Here is a 17,881-nt window from a genome sequence, read left to right on the forward strand (position 1 = left end):
CACCACCCCAGCCGGGCCCCGCGCTCAATCCCGCCCAGCAGGCGGCCTGTGACACCATCGCCGCGGCCCAGGGGCACTATGCCTGCTTCCTGCTGGAGGGCGTCACCGGCAGCGGCAAGACCGAGGTCTATCTGCAGGCCATCGCCGCAACGCTGGTGGCCGGCCGCCAGGCACTGGTGATCGTACCGGAGATCGGGCTCACGCCGCAGCTGCTGACGCGCTTCCGGCAGCGCCTGGGCCACGCGCCGGTCACGCTGCATTCCGGCCTGAACGAGACCGAACGCCTGGCCGCCTGGCTGGCGGCACGCAGCGGCGCGGCGCGGGTCGTCATCGGCACGCGCTCCGCCGCCTGGGTGCCGCTGGCGCGCCCGGGGCTGTTCATCGTCGACGAGGAACACGATGCCTCCTTGAAACAGCAGGACGGACTGCGTTATTCGGCACGTGATCTGTTGGTGTGGCGCGCGCACCGCGACCGGGTGCCGGTCGTGTTGGGCTCGGCGACGCCCGCCCTGGAGTCCATCCACAACGCCCGCCAGGGGCGCTATCGGTTGCTGGAACTGGCGGAACGCGCCGGCAACGCCAGTACACCACGGCTGCGCCTGCTGGACGTGCGCGCACAACCCCTGGACGAAGGTCTGTCGGCGCCCCTGATCGCGCATATGCACCGGCATCTGGAGGCGGACGGGCAGGTATTGCTGTTCCTGAACCGGCGCGGCTTCGCGCCCACGCTGCTGTGCCACGACTGCGGCTGGGTCGGCGCCTGCCGGCGCTGCGATGCACACCTGACCCTGCATCAGCGTCACCAGCAGCTGCGCTGTCACCACTGCGGCAGTCAGCAACCGCTGCCGGCCCGCTGCCCGCAGTGCGGGTCGGCCGACCTGCGCGCCGTCGGCGCCGGCACCGAGCGCGTCGAACAGGCACTGGAACGGCACTTCCCGGGAGTGCCCGGCATCCGCATCGACCGCGACAGCACCCGCCGCAAGGGCCGCCTGGAGGACCTGCTGAGCCAGGCCACGCAGGGCACGGCGCGCATCCTGCTCGGCACCCAGATGCTCGCCAAGGGCCATCACTTTCCCGGCGTGACGCTGGTCGGCGTCCTCGACGCCGACCAGGGCCTGTTCAGCGCCGACTTCCGCGCCGGCGAGCGCCTCGCCCAGCAGGTCGTGCAGGTCGCCGGCCGCGCCGGCCGCGCCGAGCGCCCCGGCGAGGTCCTGATCCAGACCCACCACCCCGAACACCCGCTGCTGCTGCAACTGGTCGCGGCCGGCTACCCGGCCTTCGCGACGGCCGCGCTGGCCGAACGCGAGGCCGCCGGGCTGCCACCGTTCCGCAACCTCGCCCTGCTGCGCGCCGAGGCCGTGGACGCGCGCGCCCCCGACGCCTTTCTCAGCGCGGCCCACGACGCCGCCGCGTCCGCGGCCGGGGTGGAGTTCTGGGGACCGGTGCCGGCGCCCATGGAACGCCGTGCCGGCCGCTTCCGCGCCCAGCTGCTGCTGGTGGCACACGATCGCCGGCGCCTGCACCACCTGCTGACGACGTGGGTGCCACGCCTGAGCGAGCTCAAACAGGCGCGCAAGGTACGCTGGTCACTGGACGTGGACCCGATCGATCTGTTTTGAATCAGGTCGAGGAACCACCAAGACGCGGAGAACCCCCGGTTTGGAACCGCCAAGGCGCCAAGACGCCAAGAAAACCATTCTTGAGTAAAAACCCCACAAGGCTGGCTGGGTAAGACTACAGGTACCAATCTCGATGCTTTTACATTAATCAGTTTTTCTTGGCGTCTTGGCGCCTTGGCGGTTCCACCAGATTTTTCTTGGCGATCTTGGCGTCTTGGCGGTTCCATAAAGGGCCCCCCGTGCCTTGGCGGTCTTGGCGTCTTGGCGGTTCCCATAAAGGGTCCCCCTCGCCTGGGCGGTTGCACAAATCAGGGGAGCCGGGATAATAGCCGCCTTCGCGGCATGTCCACGACCGCGTCCCCGATCCCCGGCCATTCATTCATGAAGCAGCATCTCGAACAGCTCCTCACCGCCGCCGTGCATGGCCTGCGGGCGGGCGGCGGCCTGCCCGCGGACGTGGACATCGCGATTCAGCTCGAGCGGACCCGCGACCGCGCCCACGGGGACTTCGCCAGCAACGTGGCGCTGACGCTCGCCAAGACCGCCAAGGCCAGGCCGCGCGACATCGCCGAGAAGATCGTCCAGGCCCTGCCGGGCTCGCCGCTGCTCGACCGGGTCGAGATCGCCGGGCCCGGCTTCATCAATTTCCACCTGAGCCCGGCAGCCTACCACCGCGTCGTCGGCGACGTGCTGGAACAGGGGGCGCGCTTCGGGCGCAGCGACCTGGGCGCGGACCGTTCCATCCAGGTCGAGTTCGTCTCCGCCAACCCGACCGGCCCGCTGCACGTCGGCCACGGCCGCGGTGCCGCCTACGGTGCGGCGGTCGCGGACCTGCTCGAGGCGGTGGGCTACCGCGTGCACCGCGAATACTATGTGAATGACGCCGGCCGGCAGATGGACATCCTCGCCGCCAGCGTCTATCTGCGCTATCTGGAGCTGTGCGGTGAGGAACTCACCTTCCCGAGCAACGGCTATAAGGGCGATTATGTCTGGGACATCGCCGCGACCCTGCACCGCACCCACGGCGACACGCTGCGCCACAGCACGACCGAGATGTTTACCGGCGTGCCCGCCGATGCGGGCCAGGGCCCCGCTGGCGGCGGCGACAAGGAAGAACATATCGATGCGCTGATCGCGCGTACACGCACGCTGCTCGGCCCCGGGCGCTATCGTGAGCTGTTCGATCTCGGCCTGAACACCATCCTCGACGACATCCGCCGTGACCTGTCCGAGTTCGGCGTGGAATACGCCGAATGGTTCTCCGAGCGTTCGCTGACGGAGGACGGCACGGTGGCGCGCACCCTCGAACGGCTGCAGGACAGCGGCCATGTCTATGAGCAGGACGGCGCGCTGTGGTTCCGCTCCACCGACTACGGTGACGAGAAGGACCGCGTGGTGGTGCGCGACAACGGCCAGACGACCTATTTCGCCTCCGACATCGCCTATCACATGAACAAGATGGAGCGCGGCTACACGCGCGTCATCGACGTGTGGGGCGCCGACCACCACGGCTACGTGCCGCGCGTGAAGGCCGCGCTTGCGGCCATCGGTGACGACCCGGCCAGGCTCGATGTGCTGCTGGTGCAGTTCGCGATCCTGTACCGCGGTGGTGAGAAAGTGCAGATGTCGACACGCTCCGGCGAGTTCGTCACCCTGCGCGAGCTGCGCCAGGAGGTCGGCAACGATGCCTGCCGGTTCTTCTACGTGATGCGCAAGTGTGAGCAACACCTGGATTTCGACCTGGATCTGGCCAAATCGCAGTCGGCCGACAACCCTGTCTACTATATTCAGTACGCGCACGCGCGGGTGAAGAGCGTGGTGCGGGCGCTGGGTGAGAAGGGTCTGCGCTGGGATCCGGCCGAAGGTGCTGCCCACCTGCAGCGGCTGACCGCGGCGCACGAAACGGCGCTGCTGGTCAGTCTGGCGCGTTATCCGGAAGTGATCGAGAGCGCCGCCATCCATCACGAGCCGCACCAGCTCGCCCAGTATTTGCGCGAACTGGCCCACGACTTCCACACCTACTACAACGCCCATCAGTTCCTGGTCGACGACAGCGTGCTGCGCAATGCGCGCCTGAACCTGATCCAGGCGACACGCCAGGTACTGGCCAACGGCCTGGGCCTGCTGGGCGTCTCCGCGCCCGACAGCATGTAGCGCAGCGAGTATCTCGAAGACCGTAATTGTGGCGGAAGCACACGGAAAAGCACGGACAGGATCGTACGCTTCAGACAGCAACCCTTTTCATCCGCCAGGTGCTGAGCCGAGCCTTCACGGCACGGTTTCATTTCAATGCCTTCCGTGTGTTTCCGTGGCTAAAATAGGTTTTCCAGGTTTATAGAATCGGATGGAACGCGGCCGCGACAAGTGGCCGCCACGCAGACATGGCACGGGATTACAAACACAGAGCGAGCCGCCGGTCCAAGCGCAAACAGGCGCCGGGCTGGCTGTGGCTGACCGCGGGGCTGGCGATCGGTCTGTTCGTCGCCTTTCTGATCTATCTGCAACAGCGCCCCGACGCGGCGCCATCAAAGACCACCACGACAACGACGCAGACGCCTGCGCAGACACCGGCACCGGTCGCGCAGAAGGATGCGCGCGAGGTCAGGAAGACACCCAATGCCAAGGTCCCGCCGCCACCCAAGCCACGCTTCGACTTTTATACGATCCTGCCGGAGATGGAAGTGGTCGTGCCGGAGCAGGAGATCACCGGCAAGCAGCGCGCCGGCGTGCGCGAGGTCGAGGCACCCGGCACCTATCTGCTGCAGGTCGGCTCCTTCCGCTCGCTGCAACAGGCCGACCAGCTGAAGGCGAAGCTGGCCCTGATCGGCCTGCAGGCCGGCATCCAGACGGTGACCCTCAGCGAGCGCGATACCTGGCATCGGGTGCGCGTCGGACCGTTCAAGGATCTGAGCGCCCTCAATACCGCCCGCGCGCGCTTGAAGGAAAACAAGATCGACGCCATCTTGCTGCGCGTCGGCGAGGGCTAGGACCGCCCGCCCTGTCCTTACCCGAAGTGACAGACGTAGTCGAGCAGCTCCATCACCTCGATCTCGAAATGCGCATTGCCGGGCACGCTGAAGTGGTCACCGGCCGCATATTCCGTCCAGTCGTCGGCGGCGGCGAGCTTCACGCGACAACGGCCCTGTGTCAATTCCATCACCTCGGGCGCTTCGGTGCTGAACCGGTAGATACCGGGCAGCATCACACCGAGGGTCTTCATCTCGCCGCTGCCGGTGATGACGGTCCGGCTGGTGACCTTGCCCTCATGATAGACATTGGCCTGCTTGCGGATCTCGGCGTTCTTGTAGCTCATGAGTGTGCTTCCGATGGTGCGGTGAGTAATTTATAAAAGACCGGATTTCGTGGCCATCAATCGCCGTTCGCCCCGAACAACCGCCGCTTCTCGCGGAACAGCGCCGAGATGTCCTCGTCGCCGAAGCCGGCCTCCATCAGGCGACGATAGTGGATCAGGGTCATCTCCACCACCGGCAGGCTGACGCCGTGCCGGGCGGCGATGGCCTGGCAGATGGTAAGATCCTTGTGATGCAGCGCCAGTCGGAAGCCGGGCGGAAAGTCGCCACGTACCAGCGTCGGCCCGCGCCGCTCCAGGAACCAGTTACCCGCCGCACCCGCGCCTACCACCTCGATGACCTTGTCCAGCGGCAGGCCCTCGGCCTCGGCGAAGGCGAGCGCCTCGGTGACAGCCTGATTGATGCCGGCGGCCATGATCTGGTTCACCGCCTTGGTGGCCTGACCGCTGCCGACCGGACCCATGTGGGTGATGCGCGTGCCGATGGCCTCCAGCATCGGCCGCGCACGCTCGAGGGTGTGCGCATCGCCGCCGACCATGACTGCGAGCGTGCCCTGGCGTGCGCCTTCGACACCGCCGGACACGGGCGCATCCAGAAAGCCGCAGCCGGCCTCGGCCAGGCGCTGCGCGACCTCGACCGCAGTGGCCGGCTGCACCGTCGAGGTATCGATGAGCAGCGTCTCGCTGTCCACGCCCGGCACCAACCGGTCGACGACCGCGAGCAGATCGTCATCGGCCGACACGCAGGTGAGAATCACCTCACAGTGGCGGGCGAGATCGTCCGGCGACTGCGCCTGGCGCACGCCCAGTTCGGCCGCCAGCGCCGCGGCCTTCGCCGCCGTACGGTTCCAGACCCCCACGAGCAGCCCCGCGCGCGCCAGATTGCGCGCCATCGGCACGCCCATCGCACCGAGACCGATCACACCGACTTTGGTGGTTGCATCAGGCATGGTCAGCTTTAAACCTCCAAGACGCCAAGGAAAATCTGGTTGAACCGCCAAGGCACGGAGAACCCCTGTTTTGGAACCGCCAAGGCGCCAAGACGCCAAGAAAACCATTCTTGAGTAAAAAACCCACAAGGCTGACCGGGCAAGACTACAGGTACCAATCTTGAGCTTTTACATTTATCAGTTTTTCTTGGCGTCTTGGCGCCTTGGCGGTTCCACCAGATTTTTCTTGGCGTCTTGGCGCCTTGGCGGTTCAACCAGATTTTCCTTGGTGTCTTGGCGGTTCCCCACACAAGGGTCTCCGCCGCACCGTGGCGGTTCAACACAACAACCCCTCAATCCTCGAGATAGGTATAGCCCGTCAGTCCCGCCTCCAGTTCGGCGGTGAAGAATGCGCGCTCCTTGTCTGACAGCGACGCCGCGGTGAGCTTGGCGTGATAGGCCGCCTTCAGCGCCTCGGTGTCGAAATGTACGTAGCGCAGCAGTTCGTCGATCGTGTCACCGCGCTCGGGTTGGGACAGCACGTAGCCACCATCCGGGGTGAGCGTGACGTTGACGGCATCGGTGTCGCCGAACAGGTTGTGCATGTCGCCCAGGATCTCCTGGTAGGCACCAACCAGGAAGATGCCCAGCAGATACTCGTCGCCGGGCCGGTAGCCGTGCACCGGCAGTGTACTTTCGACGCCGCCGGAGGTGACGTACTGATCGATGCGGCCGTCCGAATCGCAGGTCAGGTCCTGCAGCACGGCGCGCCGTGTCGGCTCGCTGTCGAGCCGGTGCAAGGGCACGATGGGAAACACCTGATCGATGGCCCAGACGTCGGGCATGGACTGAAAGATCGAGAGATTGATGAAGTATTTGTCGGCGAGCTTGTCATTCAACTCGTCGAGCACCTCACGGTGTGCCGGCCGGTTGCCGTCGAGCAGGCCGCGCACCCGCTGACAGATGGCCGCATACAGTGACTCGATGCGCGCCCGCTGCTCCAGACTGATCACATTGTGCAGGTACATGGACTGCGCCTCGCCCAGCCAGTGCACGGCATCGTGATAACCCTCCAGCACCGAGCGTGTATCCAGCCCTTCGAGTACGTTCCACAGGTCCTGGATGATCATGGGCTCGTCGGTGTGCGGCGGTGCGACCGGGTCATTGCCCGGGGCCTTTTCGCTGTCGATCACGTTGGTGATCAGCAGCGCATGATGCGCGGTCATGGCGCGGCCGGATTCGGTGACGATGTCCGGGTGCGGCAGCTCGTGCTCGGTGCAGATCTCCCACAGCGCATGCACCACGTTGTTGGCGTACTCCTGCACCGAATAGTTGGTGGAGCAGAAACTGCGTGAACGCGTGCCCTCGTAGTCGACGCCCAGACCACCGCCGACATCGACGGTCGCCAGCGGCACCCCGAGCGAACACAGCTCGGCGAAATAGCGCGCCACCTCGCGCAGGCCGCGCTGGATGTCACGAATATTGGCGATCTGCGAGCCGAGGTGGCAGTGCAGCAGCTGCAGGCACTCGAGCAGGCCGGCGGCACGCAGCCGCTCGATCAGGGTCAGCACCTGGGCGGCATTGAGCCCGAACTTGGCCTTCTCGCCGCCGGTGTTCTGCCACTTGCCGGCACCGATGGACGCCAGGCGCACGCGCAGACCGAGCAACGGTTCAATGCCCAGCGCACGTGATTCCTGGATCACGAGATCGAGCTCGGAGAGTTTCTCCACCACAATGAACACGCGCAGCCCGAGGCGCTTGCCGATCAGCGCCAGGCGGATGTATTCACGGTCCTTGTAACCGTTGCAGACGATGATCCCGCCGGGTCGCGACAGCGCCAGCACCGCCATCAGCTCGGGCTTGCTGCCGGCCTCCAGGCCGACACGCTCGCCACCGTGCGCAAGGATCTCGGCGACGACGCTGCGCTGCTGGTTGACCTTGATGGGGTAGACGGCGGTGTAGCGTCCGTCATAGCCGACCGTCTCGCGGGCCTGGGCGAAGGCCCCGTAGAGGGTGTCGACGCGATCGTGCAGGATGTCGTTGAAACGCACCAGCACCGGCAGGGTCAGACCCTGGTCACGGCAGGTGCGCGCCAGTTCGTAGAGATCGATCGAGGGGCTGGCGGGCGTCCGCCGCGGCCGCGCGCTCAGGTGGCCGCGGCCGTTGACGTCGAAATAGCCACCGCCCCAGTGTTCGAGGCTGTAGGTGTCACGGGCTTGGTCGAGGGTCCACATAGTGCCGGAACGATACTCGATAGGTGGTTCCGGAGGAAGGTGCGTGGGCGATCGAGGGAGATTAATAGCCACGGAAGCACACGGATCCACACGGAAGAATGCGGTAACCTTCATTCCGGGCGGCACTCAGAGTCCCGGGCATTGGGCTTGCGTTTTTCACCTTTCCGTGTATTTCCGTGTGCTTCCGTGGCCAAACACGTCTTTATTCGCCCCCTCGAATCCGGTATCTTTGGCGGCCCCGATTTTCCCCCCATGCAACGGTGCACTCATGACGCTCGGCAATGACTGGTTCACGGAAATCCACGCCGATGGCGGCTCGGCCTTTTCGCTCAAGGTAACCAAGAAGCTGCACCAGGAGCAGAGCGACTTTCAGCGCATCGAGGTCTACGCGACCGAGCAATACGGCAACCTGATGACCATCGACGGCCTGTACATGGTCTCGGGCCGCGATAATTTCCTGTATCACGAGATGATGACCCATCCGGTCCTGTTCACGCACCCGGCGCCGAAGCGGGTCGTCATCATCGGTGGCGGTGACTGCGGCACCCTGAACGAGGTGCTCAGGCACCCGGGCGTCGAGGCGGCCTGGCAGGTCGAGATCGACGAGCGCGTCACCCGTGTGTCAGAGATGTATTTTCCGGAGCTGTGCGCGGGCAACAGCGACCCGCGCGCACGGCTGCACTTCGAGGATGGCATCAAATTCATGGCCACTGCCGCACCCGGCAGCATCGACGTGGTGATCGTCGACAGCACCGACCCGATCGGCCCGGCCGAAGGTCTGTTCACGGAGGCCTTCTTCCGCGACTGCCACCGGGCACTCGGTGAACAGGGCGTGATCGTGCAGCAGAGTGAGTCGCCGCTGTATCACGGCAAGATCCTCAAGGCCCTCCACGACGCCATGCGTGCCGCCGGCTTCGACCAGACGCAGACGCTGTTCTTTCCGCAGCCGGTGTACCCGTCCGGTTGGTGGAGCTGTACCCTGGCCGGCAAGAATCTCGAGCTGCAGACCTTCCGCGAGGCCGACGCACGCAACAAGCCGTTCGAGACGGTGTACTACAATGCCGATATCCACCGCGCAGCCTGGGCGATGCCGGAGTTCTTCCGGCGGCTGCTGGAGGAGTGAGGAACATCCCGGATAAGCACGAAATCCACGCAACCCACACGCAAGGAGATCGACCATGGGCATCGAGACAGGCGGCCTGCTGGGCTTGCTGATACTGATCGCGGACATCTGGGCGATCATCAAGACCGTGGAGAGCAGCGTCGGTACCGGCACCAAGGTGTTGTGGGTAGTGGTGATCCTGGTGCTGCCCGTGGTCGGTCTGATCCTGTGGCTGCTGTTCGGGCCGGCGCGGCGCTGACCACCTGCCGTCAGGCGCCCTGCCGTTCGCGCAACTCGCGCCCGTTCTGCAGCCACCCCAGCAGCGCGCCCAGCAGCAGTGGCTGACTGATGCAATGGCCTTGCGCGCGATCGCAGCCGAGCACCTTCAACTCCGCGAGGATCACCGCGTGATCGACGCCCTCGGCGACGACGACCAGCCCCATGTTGTGGGCGAGCCCGATGGTCGAGCGCACGATGACGCGGTCGTTGGCATCGGTGCCCATGTCGGCGACGAAGGAGCGGTCGATCTTGATTTCACTGGCCGGGAGCTTCTTGATGTAACTGAGCGAGCAGTGTCCGGTACCGAAGTCGTCGATGGAGATGCCGACGCCGGCATCCGCCAGCGCACCAAGCACCTGAATCGCGTATTCCGGATCGGCCATGACGCCACTCTCGGTGATCTCCAGGGTCAGGGATGCGGCCGCGACCTGCCAGGTCTCGAGCCCCTCGGTAACCACCTTCACCATGTAGGGGTGGTGCAGGTTCAGCGGTGACAGATTCACTGACACGCCGAAGTCGAAGCCTTCGCGCTGCCAGACGGCGCAGTCGCACAACGCACGATTGAGCACCCATTCGGTCAACGGCTGGATGATGCCGGTCTTGTCGGCAACCGGGATGAAGACATCCGGGCCGAGACAACCCTGCTCGGGATGCTGCCAGCGCAGCAGCGCCTCGACACCGACGATCTCACCACTGCGGACATCGGTCTGTGGCTGATATTCCAGAAACAGTTCGTCACGCTCCATGGCGTGGAGCAGGTCATCCTCAAGATTGAGATACATCAGGCCGGACTCGTCCAGCGTGGTCTCGTACAGGGCATAGCCTGCGCGCGCGCCCTTGGCATGGTACATCGCCAGATCGGCGCGCCGCATCAGCGTATGGCCATCTTCGCCGTGCTCGGGGTAACAGGCGATGCCGATGCTCGTACCCAGCATCAGACGGTGTCCGGCGATCAGGCACGGGCCGCCGATGGCTTCGAGCAGCAACCGTGCCGTGCGCCGGGCATCTGCAGGCGTCGGTGCACAGGTCAGGACTACAGCGAATTCGTCACCGCCGATACGGGCCACCAGACAGCCGTCGCCGTCGGCATGCAGACAGCCCGGGTGGTCGTGGCCGTCGCTGAGGGCACCCACCGCCGCCCGCAGGCGTGCGCCGATCTCGCACAGCAGCTCATCACCAATATGGTGCCCGAGGGTATCGTTGACGGTCTTGAAGCGATCGAGGTCCAGCAACAGCAGGGTAAAGGGCTGATGGGCGTCCGGGTCTGTACTCACCAGGGCGGTGAGGCGCTGGTGAAAACGATTGCGGTTCGGCAGCCCGGTGAGCGCGTCCAGGAAGGCCATGCTCTCCAACGTTTCATGGAGATCGTTCAGCTCACTGGCCATGCGGTTGAAATCGATGGCCAGGGCCTGCAGTTCCGCGGCGCCGCGCGGTGGCAGCACAGACAGTCGGGCGGGCCGCTCGCGGCCGAGGTCGCGTAGCTGGGCGGTGAGCAGATGCAACGGCTTGACCGTGGTACTGCGGAAGATCGCCCAGGCGATGGTGATGCCGGCCAGGGTCATGAGCGCCGCCACCAGCAGCAAAAACTGGCGCACGTCGCGCAACTGGGCGTGCAGCTGGCGATGGTCGTTGGCCACGGCCACATCGAAGAGCGGACGCCGATCGACGCCCGCAACCGAAGTCTCCGCGATCAGGGCAGCCTGCAGTGCATCGGCCTCCGGCCAGTCCGGCGAGCGGTACGCGGCTGCGCTACTGTCGGACTGGCGGATACGCAGCGGCATACCCAGCACCTGCTCCAGCGACCGCAGTGCCGGCAACGGATCGATCATCACAGCGAGATAGCCCTTCGGCCACAGTCCGCCCAGCGGCACGATCACCATCTGCACGACACCACCGGGTGCCGCACACAAATCGTCGATGACCTGTGCCTGCCGCGGGCCGTCACGGCGCCGCGAGCGCTCGATCAGCCCGGGACAGATCAGGGCATTGCCCGTCTCGACGGCACCGTCGGCCACGGCGCGTGCCAGCAGACGGTACTCGGTGTCGAATATGCTCAGCTGTTCGAGCTTCAACCCATTCGCGGTGGCGAAGTACTGGTGGAACTGCTGTTCCAGGGTATGCCTCAGCACGGCACGATTGCGAGCATCGAAGGCCTGGCGAAGCACGACATCGGTCTGCAGTGCGGCGCCCAGATCGCGCGCCTGCGCGGCGCTGGCGGCGAGAAGATCGGCGACCTTCAGATCGAGCAGCCCGGCAAGAGAGGCACGCTGGTTGTCGACCACCAGATTGCGATGGATGTGGCCGGCGAACAGGGCCAGCACGAGTCCGAGCAGTCCCATCAGCCCGATCATCAGACCGATGATGGTGCGGATCGATACCGGCCCTCCTGGCAACCAACGCATGCGTCTGCCTACTCCTTCAGGAACGAACAGCCCTTCGCACTCCGCTCCTTGAACCCGCCCCGGAACCAATAGAGAGTACTGTAGCCGCAGTCGCGGGCCACGGCGATGATGGCCACGCTACGCCCACATTTGGGGCCGTTGCAATAGAAAACTACGGGCCGGGACGATAGCGGCGATGCCTGCGCAGGCCATCGCGGCATCGGGCAGGCTCACCAAACCATCGATATAATCCTATTTGTGGTCCATCTCGATGCGCGCGTCGATCCACCCGTCCGCCGGCGGTCCGTGGATCACGGCCGCGTCTCCCGCAGGCGATCCAGCCGCAGGCGCTGGCGCTCATCGAACAACCGCCGCGAGGCGATCGCGACCGCGCCCAGTGTACCCAGTCCGGTCCCCACCGCAATCAGGAACATAATCAGGATCTGATACTTGACTGCTTCCACCGGGGGCGCACCGGCGAGGATCTGGCCGGTCATCATGCCGGGGAGGCTGACCAGGCCGGCCGTGGCCATGGCATTGATGATGGGGATCAGACCGGCGCGTGCCGCCTCGCGCTTGTAGTCGCGCACGGCGTTGCGCGCGGACTGGCCCAGCATCAGCCGCGCCTCGATCTCGGCGCGCTGCTGCCAGGCGGTCTGGGTGAGGCGGTCCATGGCGATGGCCACACCGCTCATGGTGTTGCCGAGCAGCATACCGAGGAGAGGAATGGCGTATTGCGGCGCATACCAGGGCTGGTTGCTGATGATCACCGTCAGTGCGAACAGCGTGACGGCGAACGACGACAGAAACATCGACAGGGTGCCGATGCCGAAGCTCCAGCCGCCGCGCAGCCGGCGCTCCTGCCGCGCCATCACCTCGCGTCCCGCCACCAGCAGCATGAACAGCGCCATCAGCGCCACCCAGCCGGGGTGTGTGGTGGCGAACAGCGCCTTCAGCACCAGGCCGACCAGGAGCAGTTGCACCGTGGTACGCGCCGCGGCCACCAGGATCTGGCGTGCCAGTGAGCGCTGCAGGCGTGCCGACAGCAGCGCCATCAACACGACCAATACCGCGGCAATACCCAGATCGACACTATCGAGTGGGATCATGCCAACAACCGCATTTGCCACGGAAGCACACGGAAGGGACTGCCAAGAAGCAGTGTCCTGGAGCCGCGGCTCACTCGCCAGCGGCTGAGGGGCGCGGTTGCGTGCAGCGTATGATCTTGTCCGTGTTTTTCCCTGTGCTTCCGTGGCTGAAATAAGTTTCTCAGAATCATGCCGCCACCTCGGCATGCGTTACGATGCGCCCCTGATCCAGGCGCAGATGGCTGCTGCCGACGCGCTCGATCTGTTCGGGGTCATGACTGACCCAGAGCACGGCCGCCCCGTGCTCGCGCCGGTAGGCGGCGATCAGCGCCTCGATGCGCGCGGCATTGCGCGCATCCAGGTTCGCGGTGGGTTCGTCGAGCAGCAGCACCTGCGGCGCATTCGCCAGAACACGCAGCAGCGCCAGACGTTGGCGCTCACCGCTGGACAGGCGCTCGATGTGCCAGTCCAGGGCCTCGTCCGGCAGCCCCACGGCAGCGAAATCGGGGCGCCCAGCGGCGGGGAAATGCGCGGCCACCGTCTCCGCCCACCAGCGGCTGTCGGCCGGCAGCAGGGCGACGCGCTGGCGCCACAGCGGGGGTGCGATGCGCTGCGCCGACTCGCCGTCGAGATAGACGTCGCCCGTGTGTACGTCCAGATCGGCGATGGCGCGCAGCAGACGGGTCTTGCCTGCGCCCGAAGGTCCCGACACGCACACGCACGCACCCGCCGTCACGACCAGATCGATCGGCCCCCACCCGTCTCCACCCAGTGCTGCGACACGTAGTCGTTCCACCCGTAGCCGTTCCGAAAACCTCAGGACCCGCAAGCTTTACCCACCAAAGGGCGCACGGTATCGTGACCCGTTACGCCCCGCATACGACCCTGCTCGAAGGAGGCAGCATGGCACAACCGGAAGTCCCACAGAAGGCCCCCTACGCGTTGGAACTCGACGCCGGCACCCATTACTGGTGCGCCTGCGGCCGTTCCCAGAAACAGCCACTCTGCGACGGCTCGCACAAGGGCACAGACTTCACACCGCTGCGCTTCGAACTGGCGGAACAGACCAAGGTCTGGCTGTGCGGTTGCAAGCACAGCAACGACAAACCGTTCTGCGATGGGATGCATAAGAAGATCTAGGATTCGGGATTCGGGATTCGGGATTCGGGATTCGGGATTCGGGATTCGGGATTCGGCAAGGAGTGTGGCGGCTCCGGTTCAGGTGTCAATACCCTGGTTACTGAATCCCGGTTACTGAATCCCGGTTGCTGAATCCCGGTTGCCGAATCCCGAATCCCGACCCCCGAATCCCAGTTCCCGAATCCCATACACCCGCCGCCTACCATCCCTGCAACAGACATTCCCTTACAGGTTGTAGCCACGCTCGTCGTGCTGTGACAGATCGAGGCCCACGGTCTCCGCCTCTTCGCTGACGCGCAATCCGATAAGCCGGTCGATGCCCTTGAGAATCACGAAGCTGGCGACGGCCGTATAGATGATGGTGACCAGTACGCCCTTGATCTGGGTGGCCACCTGAGTGCCAATGGTCACGCCCTCGGCCAGGCCGCTGCCACCGAGGCTGGCATCCGCGAACACGCCGGTCAGGATCGCGCCGACGATACCGCCGACGGCGTGCACGCCGAACACGTCCAGCGAATCATCGTAGCCCAGCATCCGCTTCAGCCGGGTCGCCGCGAAAAAGCACAGCACACCGGCAGCCAGGCCCAGCAGCAACGCGCCCATCGGCCCCGCGGTGCCGGCGGCCGGTGTGATCGCCACCAGGCCCGCGACCGCACCGGAGGCGATCCCCAGTACCGACGGCTTGCCGTGGCTCATCCACTCCGCGGACATCCAGCCCAGCGCCGCCATCGCGGTGGCGATCTGCGTGACCAGCATGGCCATACCGGCCGTGCCGTTCGCCGCCACCGCAGAGCCCGCGTTGAAGCCGAACCACCCGACCCACAGCAGCGCGGCGCCGACGACGGTGTAGCCCAGGTTGTGCGGCGGCATGGCGACGCCGGGAAAACCCTTGCGCGGGCCCAGCACCAGCGCGGCCACCAGACCCGCGACCCCGGCGTTGATGTGGACCACCGTGCCGCCGGCGAAATCGAGGACGCCTGCATTGGCGAGGAAGCCGCCGCCCCAGACCCAGTGGGTCACCGGCGAATAAACGATCAGGCTCCACAGCCCCATGAACCAGAGCATCGCCGAGAACTTCATCCGGTCGGCGAAGGCGCCGCAGATGAGGGCCGGGGTGATGATGGCGAACGTCATCTGGAAGGTCATGAAGACGGTCTCGGGAATGGTCCCCTGGACGCTGTCCTTGCCGACGCCGGCGAGGAACAGCTTCGACAGGCCGCCGACATAGGCATTGAGCGAGCCGCCGTCGGTGAAGGCAAGGGAATAGCCCGCGATCATCCAGATCACCGTCATCAGGCAGGTGATGGCGAAGCTCTGCATGGTGGTGGCGAGGATGTTCTTTTTCCGGACCATGCCGCCGTAGAAAAGGGCGAGGCCCGGGATCGTCATGAAGAGGACGAGCGCCGTCGAGGTCAGCATCCAGGCGGTATCGCCGGAATCGATGGTCGGTGGCGCCTCTTCCTGAGCGAGCACAGGCACGACGCTCGACATCAGTATCGCGGCCGCCGCGAAGATTTGTTTTGATCGTGACATTGGACCCTTCCACGTCTCAGTGGTTGCACAGCAATTGGGCGACCGCGGCCGCCTCCGGAGAAGGGGTAGCAATCGCCGTGCCACGGCCGCCCCGACGACGAAAATCCCGACCTTTCAAGGCGGTGCTCCATCGGCCCGGATCGAGCATGCGGATGGTGCCGATCGATCTGCACATCTGTTGGGCAGCAACCCGGCGATCCCCCGGGGGCATGGGCGCGGGCGCCGGGGAAAGACCGCCCGGCGCAGGGCGACGGTCTCTCGTCGGATCCTCGGATCCGATGTAGGGATCGGCCGCATTTTGCCCGATCGGCTGCCGTCCCGGCCGCCGCCGAAGATGCGTGCCGGGCGGGGCGCCGGCCAACGGCCGGGAATCATGAGAGGGACCGATACCCTCCGGTTCGGCCCTCATGAGCATCAGAGTCACGGCCGCTGCGGCGCCCCCGCCGGCAGGGAACGACGAGCACACGAAGTGTGCAAATGCTGAAATCGACGGCGATGGCCGGCCGGGCGATGGCCGGATCGATCCGGGAGGACGGCCGATGCCACCAGGATATGCAAATGCCTTCGGCAATTTGCCCATCCCGGTGGCATTACGGCAGCCGTCGGTTGTTGGGCCTTTCCTCCCGCGACCGGGACGTCAGAGCGCGTCGGCGTCCGTCTCGCCCGTGCGAATGCGCACGGCGTGATCGATCGAGAAGACGAAGATCTTGCCGTCGCCGATCTGACCCGTCTTCGCCGCGTTGGAGATCGCGTCGACGACCTTGTCGACCTGGTCGGTCGCGACCGCGACCTCGATCTTCAGCTTGGGCAGGAAGCTGACCGCATACTCGGTGCCGCGGTAGATTTCGGTGTGGCCCTTCTGGCGTCCGTAGCCTTTGACCTCGGTCACGGTCAGCCCCTGAACGCCGACCGCGGTCAGCGCGTCCCGGACCTCGTCCAGCTTGAACGGCTTGATGATAGCCATCACTATTTTCATGGCATGGTTCCTATTTCAGTCCGTCACCCGCCGGACGCGAGCGCGGAGCCCAAACAAATCTTGCCGGACCGATCGGCGAGGCCGCCGGCTTCGACCGAGCCGGGACAATCAAGGTCTGTGCCAAGTAAGGCGAAAAAGCCGCAAAAGGCAGGAAGGCCGCGCAATTCGGGGAGAGCCGCGCCGAAGCCGTCAGGTGTCGGGGGTCCGGCGATGAAAAAATAGGCAGACGCTGCGTGGTGCCGATTCAGCCTCTCGCCGACCTCAGCCGGATCAGTCCCTCCTGGGCAACGGAGGCGACAAGCCGGCCGTCGCGGCTGAACAGACTGCCGCGGGTGAAACCGCGGGCGCCCGAGGCCGACGGGCTGTCCTCGCTGTAGAGAAGCCATTCATCGGCCCGGAACGGTCGGTGGAACCAGAGCGCATGATCGAGACTGGCCGCCTGGAGATCGCGATCGAAGATGGCCCGGCCGTGGGCGAAGAGCGAGGTGTCGAGGAGGGTCATGTCGGAGGCGTAGGCGAGGACGCAGCGGTGAATGTCGGGATCGTCCGGAAGGCTTCCCGTCGCCTTCACCCAGACATTCTGGACGGCGTCCAGCGGCTCGCGGCTGACATAGTGCCTGATATCGACCGGGCGAAGCTCGAGCGGTCGCCCACGCTCCCAGTACCGGCGGACCGGCTCGGGCGCGTCCTTCAGGAAAAGCGCTTTCAGCTCGGCTTCGCTCGGCAGCTCTTCCGGCGGCGGCACCGTAGGCATCGTCGCCTGGTGGTCGAGGCCCTGCTCGGCGACCTGGAACGAGGCCGACATGGAGAAGATCGCTTCGCCGTGCTGGATCGCCACCACCCGGCGGGTGGTGAAGCTCTTGCCGTCGCGGATCCGGTCGACCTCGTAGATGATCGGCACCGCCGGGTCGCCGGGCCGCAAGAAATAGCCGTGCAGCGAATGGGCGGCCCGGTCTTCGACGGTCCGCGCCGCGGCGACGAGGGCCTGACCGATGACCTGGCCGCCGAAGACGCGCTGCCAGCCGACCTGGGGGCTGCGGCCTCTGAACAGGTTGCGCTCGAGCGGTTCGAGGTCGAGAATGGACAGGAGCGTTTCGATTGCTGCGCTCGCCATGGCGCCCTCTCTTTCCGCGGTCGGAAGCGCCCTTTCGAACAGCGCGCGCAGAGAGTGTCAAGCACGACAGGTCGGTTCAGGGACAGGATCGGTGACAAACACACGTATCGAACCCGAGAGCCCGGACATCGTCATCGCCGGCGGGGGCCACGTCGGGCTGACGCTGGCCCTTGCCC

The 17,881-nt window shown here is 65.6% G+C and carries 15 protein-coding genes; 6 read left to right on the top strand and 9 right to left on the bottom strand.

The genetic code is table 11. The features are described from left to right. From K8I04_03680 to K8I04_03690, 3 genes are all read left to right on the top strand, one after another. The coding region (locus K8I04_03680; protein MBZ0070814.1) for a primosomal protein N' at positions 1 to 1,619 on the top strand (1,619 nt) is incomplete at its 5' end. 381 nt (positions 1,620 to 2,000) lie between these two features. Further along, the gene (gene argS / locus K8I04_03685) at positions 2,001 to 3,773 is read left to right on the top strand and encodes an arginine--tRNA ligase (GenBank protein MBZ0070815.1); all 1,773 of its coding nucleotides are present in this window, start codon (positions 2,001 to 2,003) and stop codon (positions 3,771 to 3,773) included. A gap of 227 nt (positions 3,774 to 4,000) precedes the next feature. After that, positions 4,001 to 4,606: an SPOR domain-containing protein gene (locus K8I04_03690; protein ID MBZ0070816.1), complete on the top strand. Its 606-nt coding sequence runs from the start codon at positions 4,001 to 4,003 to the stop codon at positions 4,604 to 4,606. Between the two features lie 17 nt (positions 4,607 to 4,623). Here the strand turns inward: K8I04_03690 and K8I04_03695 are convergent, their stop codons facing one another. The 3 genes from K8I04_03695 to speA form a co-directional block, all read right to left on the bottom strand. Continuing rightward, positions 4,624 to 4,932: a pyrimidine/purine nucleoside phosphorylase gene (locus K8I04_03695; GenBank protein MBZ0070817.1), complete on the bottom strand. Its 309-nt coding sequence runs from the start codon at positions 4,930 to 4,932 to the stop codon at positions 4,624 to 4,626. 56 nt (positions 4,933 to 4,988) lie between these two features. Then, a complete protein-coding gene (locus K8I04_03700; GenBank protein MBZ0070818.1) occupies positions 4,989 to 5,879 on the bottom strand; it encodes an NAD(P)-dependent oxidoreductase in 891 nt (296 codons plus the stop codon). 332 nt (positions 5,880 to 6,211) lie between these two features. Beyond that, positions 6,212 to 8,092, bottom strand: coding sequence for a biosynthetic arginine decarboxylase (gene speA / locus K8I04_03705; protein MBZ0070819.1), 1,881 nt, complete (start codon positions 8,090 to 8,092; stop codon positions 6,212 to 6,214). Between the two features lie 268 nt (positions 8,093 to 8,360). Here speA and speE point away from each other — a divergent pair, with 268 nt between their 5' ends. Both speE and K8I04_03715 read left to right on the top strand, forming a co-directional pair. Then, positions 8,361 to 9,215 carry a polyamine aminopropyltransferase gene (speE, locus tag K8I04_03710; protein ID MBZ0070820.1) on the top strand — a complete coding sequence of 285 codons (855 nt, stop codon included), beginning with the start codon at positions 8,361 to 8,363 and terminating at the stop codon, positions 9,213 to 9,215. A gap of 55 nt (positions 9,216 to 9,270) precedes the next feature. Next, positions 9,271 to 9,453, top strand: coding sequence for a PLDc N-terminal domain-containing protein (locus tag K8I04_03715; protein ID MBZ0070821.1), 183 nt, complete (start codon positions 9,271 to 9,273; stop codon positions 9,451 to 9,453). 10 nt (positions 9,454 to 9,463) lie between these two features. Here K8I04_03715 and K8I04_03720 read toward each other — a convergent pair whose 3' ends face one another. The 3 genes from K8I04_03720 to K8I04_03730 all read right to left on the bottom strand — a co-directional run bounded on the left by K8I04_03720 (position 9,464) and on the right by K8I04_03730 (position 13,738). Continuing rightward, positions 9,464 to 11,875: an EAL domain-containing protein gene (locus K8I04_03720; protein MBZ0070822.1), complete on the bottom strand. Its 2,412-nt coding sequence runs from the start codon at positions 11,873 to 11,875 to the stop codon at positions 9,464 to 9,466. A 290-nt stretch (positions 11,876 to 12,165) separates the two neighbouring features. Then, entirely contained in the window at positions 12,166 to 12,963 is a 798-nt protein-coding gene (fetB, locus tag K8I04_03725; GenBank protein ID MBZ0070823.1) for an iron export ABC transporter permease subunit FetB, read from the bottom strand. Between the two features lie 166 nt (positions 12,964 to 13,129). Beyond that, positions 13,130 to 13,738 carry an ATP-binding cassette domain-containing protein gene (locus tag K8I04_03730; GenBank protein ID MBZ0070824.1) on the bottom strand — a complete coding sequence of 203 codons (609 nt, stop codon included), beginning with the start codon at positions 13,736 to 13,738 and terminating at the stop codon, positions 13,130 to 13,132. A gap of 107 nt (positions 13,739 to 13,845) precedes the next feature. On the opposite strand from K8I04_03730, the gene K8I04_03735 reads away from it, so the two are divergent. Beyond that, positions 13,846 to 14,082 carry a CDGSH iron-sulfur domain-containing protein gene (locus K8I04_03735; protein MBZ0070825.1) on the top strand — a complete coding sequence of 79 codons (237 nt, stop codon included), beginning with the start codon at positions 13,846 to 13,848 and terminating at the stop codon, positions 14,080 to 14,082. Between the two features lie 225 nt (positions 14,083 to 14,307). Here the strand turns inward: K8I04_03735 and K8I04_03740 are convergent, their stop codons facing one another. From K8I04_03740 to tesB, 3 genes are all read right to left on the bottom strand, one after another. Further along, positions 14,308 to 15,615, bottom strand: a complete 1,308-nt coding sequence (locus tag K8I04_03740) for an ammonium transporter (protein MBZ0070826.1) — start codon at positions 15,613 to 15,615, stop codon at positions 14,308 to 14,310. Between the two features lie 637 nt (positions 15,616 to 16,252). Continuing rightward, on the bottom strand, positions 16,253 to 16,591 hold the full coding sequence (locus K8I04_03745; protein MBZ0070827.1) for a P-II family nitrogen regulator: 339 nt from the start codon (positions 16,589 to 16,591) through the stop codon (positions 16,253 to 16,255). 244 nt (positions 16,592 to 16,835) lie between these two features. Further along, positions 16,836 to 17,705, bottom strand: coding sequence for an acyl-CoA thioesterase II (tesB, locus tag K8I04_03750; GenBank protein MBZ0070828.1), 870 nt, complete (start codon positions 17,703 to 17,705; stop codon positions 16,836 to 16,838). Positions 17,706 to 17,881: the final 176 nt, after the last annotated feature.

This window comes from Gammaproteobacteria bacterium (assembly GCA_019911805.1).
In the GTDB taxonomy this organism is placed as follows: domain Bacteria; phylum Pseudomonadota; class Gammaproteobacteria; order Thiohalobacterales; family Thiohalobacteraceae; genus JAHJQQ01.